Here is a 7,160-nt window from a genome sequence, read left to right as displayed (position 1 = left end):
TTTATACCAATTCGCTTAATTAAGTGATTTATTTTGAGGCTAGAAAAACGTGTTGATAGCTAGGCAAAAAATTCGCTATTTAGTTGTTCTAAATGAGCATTTTTTAACGCAGGTAGCGACACGTTTAGCTCCGCAAAATGATTACGCATTATTGCGCATTGGTATTATACCTTGTGTACTTTGGAGTGCGTTATGAGTAATGAAATGCTAGCAATGGCAAAAGAGGCGTTAGGCATGTTTGCCTTTTTAGCTACAGAGTTAACTATTTTATTTATTGTTATTAGTTATTTAGTGGGTGTTTTACAGCTATTTATAACACCTGAAAAAATTCAATCTATTTTAAGTTCAAAAAACGGTAAGGGCTACGTTATTGCTGCTTTATTGGGAGCTATAACACCATTTTGTTCGTGCTCAACCATTCCGTTTTTAAAAGGATTATTAAGAGCGAGAGCGGGCTTTGGCCCTATGATGGTATTTTTATTTGGCAGCCCGCTACTTAACCCTGTGATCATTGGGTTATTTGTAATTACCTTTGGCTGGCAGGTTGCTTTATTTTACTTTTTAGTGGCTATGGTGGTGTCGGTTGTCGCAGGCTACACCCTTGAAAAGTTAGGCTTTGAAAGGTATGTAAAACCAGAAGCTTACAGCACACAGACTACTAGTAGCTGCGCAAAACCAAGCTGTAGTGAGCCTAAAGAAGTTGATCTAAGCTGTGCAACCACAAGCTGCGGCGAGCCTAAAGCAATAAAGCCAAAAAAAGCGCAGCCTAATCGCTGGGTAAAAGTGTGGCATGCCACCTTTAAAGACTTTAAACAGGTGTTTCCGTACTTAATGTTAGGGGTAGCAATAGGCTCGTTTATTTATGGCTTTATTCCTACCGAGCTAATTGCTAAATATGCTGGCGATGCTATGTGGTACGCCATTCCTATTGCAGCCATTATTGGTATTCCACTTTATATTAGAGCCGAAGCCGTTATTCCGCTAAGTGCCGCATTGGTTAAAAAAGGCATGGCGCTTGGCTCGGTAATGGCATTAATAATTGGCAGCGCGGGCGCAAGCTTAACAGAAGTTATTTTGCTTAAATCAATTTTTAAAAACCAAATGATAGCCGCCTTTTTGTTTGTCATTATTACAATGGCTATTGGTGCAGGCTTTTTATACCAAGCTATTTTTTAAACGCTCATTTTTCTAAACTCAGTGGGTGAAACGCCCACTGATTTTTTAAATCGTTTTGAAAAATTAAATATATTAGGGTACCCCACATAAGCGGCTATATGGGCAATTGGCCAGCGGGTGTTTAGTAGCAAGTTTTTAGCCCGTTTAATACGTAAATAAATAAGCTGCTGCATTGGGCTTTTACCATATTGCGCTTGGCATAACCTATGTAAATGCGGTGCTGAGTAATGTACTTGTTCGCACATAGCCTCTATTGTCCAATCAAACTGCAGGCGCTCTTCTACCTCTAAAAACAAGCTGGTTAATCTGTTTTGCCCGCCTATTTGTGGCTCGCTTTGAAGCGTAGTGTTTAAATAATGGCTTAAAATAGGCATAACGCCTTCGCGTAAAGTAGCGTTACTTTCGCTGTATAAAAGCTCCATCGCTAAATGTAATGGCGCTAATTGCTGATTAGTTAATACCTTAGCGTGCGCTAAATTTAAATGTTGCCAACGCTTGGTGTTTGCAAGGTTTAGCCAAATTACATCCCACTTTTCGCTTACTATTTCAACCTCAAAACTTTGCCGTGCTGGCAATATAGCTAAGCTATTTTCGACTAGTGGATATTGGTTATTAATGGTTTTTAGCGTGCCCTGACCACCCAAAGTATAAAACAAAGTGTGTTCAAGCGGGTTGGTACGTGCAACACAATAATCACCCAATAAATTAGAGCAACCTGCTAGCTCTATTTCAAGGTTTGGCATTTGCGACAGCGTCGTTAAATCAATAAACCGCTCTGCACACTCTGGGCCAATATCAAGCATATCTACAATGGTGTTACGCATAATTAAAAATGATAGTTTTGGATAAATAAAAGAGAGCTTTAAGCATAACCTCAACGCATTATTTTAGCTATATTTAAGCCACTATAATTGCCACACATGCAATAGGACACTAATGAACTCACTACAGCATATAATTAACCGCCGCGATTGGGAAAATCCAATTTCGGTGCAAGTTAATCAAGTAAAAGCACACAGCCCACTCAATGGATTTAAAAGCGTTGACCACGCCCGTACAAACACACAATCACAAAAACAAAGTTTAAACGGCCAATGGGATTTTAAATTATTTGATAAACCCGAAGCGGTTGATGGGTCATTACTAAGTGAAACACTAAGTAACGATTGGCAAAGTATTGCGGTACCTTCTAACTGGCAATTACATGGCTTTGATAAACCTATTTATTGTAATGTTAAATACCCCTTCGCAGTAAACCCGCCATTTGTACCAAGCGATAACCCAACTGGTTGCTACCGCACTGAGTTTACTATTACGGCGGAGCAATTAGCTCAGCGAAACCATATTATTTTTGAAGGCGTAAACTCGGCATTTCACCTTTGGTGTAACGGTCAATGGGTGGGCTACTCGCAAGATAGCCGCTTACCAAGCGAATTTGATTTAAGCGAGCTGTTAGTGGCTGGCACTAACCGTATTGCGGTTATGGTTATTCGCTGGAGCGATGGCAGTTACCTAGAAGATCAAGACATGTGGTGGCTAAGCGGTATATTCCGCGATGTTAATTTACTTACTAAACCGCAACACCAAATACGCGATGTATTTATAACCCCAGATTTAGACGCCTGCTACCGCGATGCGACTTTGCATATAAAAACCGCAATAGATGCACCAAATAACTACCAAGTAGCAGTACAGGTTTTTGATGGTGAACAAGCACTGTGTGAGCCACAAATACAAAGCACTAACAATAAACGCGTTGATGAAAAAGGCGGTTGGAGCGATGTCGTATTTCAAACAATTGATATACAAAGCCCTAAAAAGTGGACCGCCGAAACCCCGACCTTATATCGCTGTGTTTTAAGCCTGTTAGATGAGCAAGGCAACACCGTAGACGCAGAAGCCTACAACATTGGCTTTAGAAAAGTAGAAATGCTTAACGGGCAGCTTTGCTTAAACGGCAAACCGCTACTTATTCGCGGTGTTAACCGCCACGAACACCACCCTGAAAACGGCCATGCAGTGAGCACCGCCGACATGATTGAAGATATTAAGCTTATGAAGCAAAATAACTTTAATGCTGTACGTACTGCTCACTACCCTAATCATCCACGTTTTTACGAGTTATGTGACGAGCTAGGTTTATACGTAGTAGACGAAGCGAATATAGAAACTCACGGTATGTTTCCTATGGGGCGTTTAGCCAGCGATCCGCAGTGGGCTGGTGCATTTATGTCGCGCTATACGCAAATGGTTGAACGCGATAAAAACCACGCCTCTATTATTATTTGGTCATTGGGTAACGAATGCGGGCACGGTGCCAACCACGATGCAATGTACGGGTGGTCAAAAAGCTTTGACCCGTCGCGCCCAGTGCAATACGAAGGTGGCGGCGCAAATACAACCGCAACCGATATTATTTGCCCTATGTATGCCCGTGTAGATACACATGTTGCTGATGACGCAGTACCTAAATACTCTATTAAAAAATGGCTAAGCCTACCGGGTGAAACTCGCCCACTCATTTTATGTGAGTACGCCCATGCAATGGGTAACAGCCTAGGTAGCTTTGACGATTACTGGCAAGCATTTAGAGAATACCCGCGCCTGCAAGGTGGCTTTATATGGGATTGGGTAGACCAAGGTTTATCTAAAACTGATGAAAACGGTAAGCATTACTGGGCTTACGGTGGTGATTTTGGTGATGAACTAAACGACCGCCAATTTTGTATAAACGGCTTATTATTTCCAGATCGCACGCCGCACCCTAGCCTGTTTGAAGCTAAATACAGCCAACAGCATTTACAATTTACGCTGCGTGAGCAAACTCAAAACCACTATACCGTTGATGTATTTAGTGATTATGTATTTAGGGCAACCGATAACGAAAAACTGGTTTGGCAGTTAATAGAAAATGGCCAATGTGTAGAGCAAGGCGAGCAAATTATTAATATTGCTCCGCAAAGTACGCAAACGCTAACTGTTAATACAAAAACGGTGTTTAAGGCTGGTACGCAATATCACCTTAATTTAGATGTAGTACTTATTAACGACTGCAGTTTTGCAAGTGCTGAGCATGTATTAAACACCGAGCAATTTAAGCTTATAAATAGCCAAAGTTTAAGCGCTGATACATTTAAGCCTGCTTTAGTGGCTGCTTCAGCACATAACGCTATAAATATTAGCGAAACCAACACACAGCTAAGTATTGAAGGCGATAGCTTTAAACTTGTGTTTAATAGCCAATCAGGCCTTATTGAGCAATGGCTACACAATCAAACCCAAGTTATTAAAAGCCCATTAGTTGATAATTTTTACCGCGCCCCGCTTGATAATGATATAGGCGTAAGCGAAGTAGACAACTTAGATCATAACGCATGGGAAGCGCGCTGGCTAAGGGCGGGTATTGGCAAGTGGCAGCGCACATGCCGCTTGTTTGAAGTAGTGCAATCAAAAGTAGATATACGTATTACCTGTGTATTTAGTTATGAATTTAATGGCGCAGTACAAGCAAAAACAACATGGCTTTATACACTTAATAATAACGGTGAAATTAACTTAAATGTTGATGTACAACTAAACGACACTTTGCCACCCATGCCACGCATAGGGTTAAGCACAACGCTTAATAAACAAAGCGATACACAAGTAAACTGGCTTGGTTTAGGGCCATTTGAAAACTACCCAGATCGCAAAGCGGCTGCGCGTTTAGGTTATTACAGCGCGCAACATAATGAGCTACATACACCGTATATATTCCCAACCGATAACGGCGTGCGTAGTGATTGCCAATTATTTAGCGTTAATAATTTAACCGTAACCGGTACATTTTTATTTGCCGCCAGTGAGTACTCTCAAAGCATGTTAACGCAAGCAAAGCACACTAATGAGCTAGTAGCTGATGATTGCTTACATGTACATATTGATCATCAACATATGGGGGTTGGCGGCGATGATTCGTGGAGCCCAAGTACCCATAAAGAATATTTACTTGAGCAAACACAGTACAACTACTCTTTAACTTTTTCGGCTAAATAACATAGCGCTTAACTCAAACAAAAATAGCGGCTAAATTAGCCGCTATTTTTTTAATTATAAATTCCTGCTGCTATTTACCAGCTAGCTTTTTAGCAATAACACTATCAACCGAAAAGCTACCTGCACCTTGTACAGCAAGCGCTGCAGTTGCAACTAATAAAGTAAGTGCGTATTCGTAACCGTTGTTAGCCATAAATAAACCATTGTTAATATGTACACTAAATATTGCAATCAACATTGTAAACGCCGTAACTACTGCTGCTGGGCGTGTTAATAAACCAAGTGCTAATGCAATGCCGCCAAAAAATTCAGCGCTGCCTGCCATTAAAGCTAACCAGTAACCTGGCTCTAAGCCAATACTTGCCATCCACTGCCCTGTACCTTCAAGGCCGTAACCGCCAAACCAAGCAAATAATTTTTGCGCGCCGTGCGCTGCTAAAATTAACCCGACTGGTACACGTAAAATAAGTGCTGCTGCGCCAGCTTTAGAGTTTAATATTTTTTGTAGTAGTATCATGAGTTTTTATCCTGTGTAAATTTATAAGGTGTTAGTTTTGCTAACCGATGAACACAGTTTACTATCATCATTTCAAAACATTAATATCAATATTATTGGTTAATTATAAACGCTGTGTTTTTAATTAGTTTAATACCAATTCGCTTAATTAAGTGATCTATTTTGAGGGTTGGTATAACTCACAAAAAAGCCGCTAACGTAAACGCTAGCGGCTTTTAGTTTTGTATTACTTTAAGCGCTTAAGCAATTGCTTGCTCTAAAATTTCGCGGCTTTGTGTAAGTGTAATTGCTTGGTTTTCACCAAGGGCTACCATGCCGTGAGCTTCAAGCTTAGCAAGTACGTTTTCTACTGCAGCTGCTTTGTCATCGCCATGTTCAGTAAGCACAGTGGCTACATCTAAGCTGTGGTAAAACGCTTCAATTGCTTGAATTGTTTGCTCTGCTAAATCATCCGATTGTGCAAGACCAAATACGTTTTTACCCATTTGCTCTAGCTTCGCTTTTTTAACTGCAAATTGGTTGCGTAGTAAAGAAGGCTGAACAATAGCAAGTGAACGAGCATGATCAACGCCGTAAGCAGCTGTAAGCTCATGGCCAATCATGTGTGTTGCCCAATCTTGTGATACGCCTGAACCAATTAAACCATTAAGTGCTTGGTTTGCTGCCCACATAAGATTTGCACGCCATGCATCGTCTTGGTTTTCAAAGTTATCGCCTAATGATTTAAGTGCTTTTAATAGCGCTTCAGCGTAACCATCTTGCACAAGTGCACCTGCAGGGAATGTTAGGTACTGCTCACACGTATGAACCCATGCATCTACTAAACCATTCACAAGTTGGCGCTGCGGTAATGTTTTCATTACATCAGGGTCCATAATCGCGAATTTTGGTAGCACTTTTGGTGATGCAAATGGTAGTTTTTGCTTCGTTGCTTCTTTGCTCACAACTGAATTTTGATTAGACTCAGAACCCGTTGCAGGTAATGTTAATATTGCACCGATTGGTAATGCGCTAGTAATAGTATGCTTACCAGTAGGGATATCCCAACCTTCGCCATCATATACTGCCGACGCTGCAATGTATTTAACGCCGTCAATTACAGAGCCACCGCCTACACCTAATACGAAGTCGATATCTTGTTCTTTACAAATTTTTACTGCTTGGTCTAACACTTCAATTGTTGGGTTAGCGCCAACGCCTGAGAACTCTACCCAATCAAAGCCTTCAAGTGCAGCTGCAACTTGGTCGTACACGCCGTTCTTTTTAATAGAACCGCCGCCGTACACTACTAATACTTTTTGATCTTTTGCGATCAAATCGGTTAGTGATGCAATTTGCTGTTGGCCGAACTGAATAAGTGTTGGATTTACGTAGCTAAATTTCATTATTTTGCTCCTAGGTGACGGTTAAATACTAGGGCGTGTTGATCTTT

The 7,160-nt window shown here is 41.0% G+C and carries 5 protein-coding genes; 2 read left to right on the top strand and 3 right to left on the bottom strand.

The window, feature by feature from the left end; all coding sequences use genetic code 11:
* Window positions 1-192 precede the first annotated feature (192 nt).
* Window positions 193-1,176, top strand: a complete 984-nt coding sequence (locus CWC11_RS14170; protein ID WP_138683219.1) for a permease — start codon at window positions 193-195, stop codon at window positions 1,174-1,176.
* On the opposite strand, the gene CWC11_RS14165 is transcribed toward CWC11_RS14170, so the two are convergent.
* On the bottom strand, window positions 1,173-2,000 hold the full coding sequence (locus tag CWC11_RS14165) for an AraC family transcriptional regulator (RefSeq protein WP_138683218.1): 828 nt from the start codon (window positions 1,998-2,000) through the stop codon (window positions 1,173-1,175). The two genes, CWC11_RS14170 and CWC11_RS14165, sit on opposite strands and share 4 nt — an antisense overlap.
* 112 nt (window positions 2,001-2,112) lie before the next feature.
* Between CWC11_RS14165 and CWC11_RS14160 the strand changes: the two genes are divergently transcribed.
* Window positions 2,113-5,211 (top strand): beta-galactosidase, encoded by a 3,099-nt coding sequence (locus CWC11_RS14160; RefSeq protein WP_138683217.1) that lies wholly within the window; start codon window positions 2,113-2,115, stop codon window positions 5,209-5,211.
* Window positions 5,212-5,281: 70 nt separating this feature from the next.
* Here the strand turns inward: CWC11_RS14160 and CWC11_RS14155 are convergent, their stop codons facing one another.
* Together CWC11_RS14155 and CWC11_RS14150 are read right to left on the bottom strand one after the other, a co-directional pair.
* Window positions 5,282-5,728 (bottom strand): DoxX family protein, encoded by a 447-nt coding sequence (locus CWC11_RS14155; protein WP_138683216.1) that lies wholly within the window; start codon window positions 5,726-5,728, stop codon window positions 5,282-5,284.
* Between the two features lie 239 nt (window positions 5,729-5,967).
* Window positions 5,968-7,113, bottom strand: a complete 1,146-nt coding sequence (locus CWC11_RS14150; RefSeq protein WP_138683215.1) for an iron-containing alcohol dehydrogenase — start codon at window positions 7,111-7,113, stop codon at window positions 5,968-5,970.
* Window positions 7,114-7,160 lie beyond the last annotated feature (47 nt).

Origin of the sequence: Pseudoalteromonas sp. S3178, from assembly GCF_005886985.1 — a bacterium.
Taxonomy (GTDB): domain Bacteria; phylum Pseudomonadota; class Gammaproteobacteria; order Enterobacterales; family Alteromonadaceae; genus Pseudoalteromonas; species Pseudoalteromonas carrageenovora.
The sequence above is the reverse complement of the archived record's forward strand: the minus strand, read 5'-3'. Positions and strand labels throughout refer to the sequence as shown.

Coding starts and splice junctions, on each gene's coding strand:
- CWC11_RS14150 (WP_138683215.1), bottom strand. CDS start 7,113: ATGAAATTTAGCTACGTAAATCCAACACTTATTCAGTTCGGCCAACAG.
- CWC11_RS14155 (WP_138683216.1), bottom strand. CDS start 5,728: ATGATACTACTACAAAAAATATTAAACTCTAAAGCTGGCGCAGCAGCA.
- CWC11_RS14160 (WP_138683217.1), top strand. CDS start 2,113: ATGAACTCACTACAGCATATAATTAACCGCCGCGATTGGGAAAATCCA.
- CWC11_RS14170 (WP_138683219.1), top strand. CDS start 193: ATGAGTAATGAAATGCTAGCAATGGCAAAAGAGGCGTTAGGCATGTTT.
- CWC11_RS14165 (WP_138683218.1), bottom strand. CDS start 2,000: ATGCGTAACACCATTGTAGATATGCTTGATATTGGCCCAGAGTGTGCA.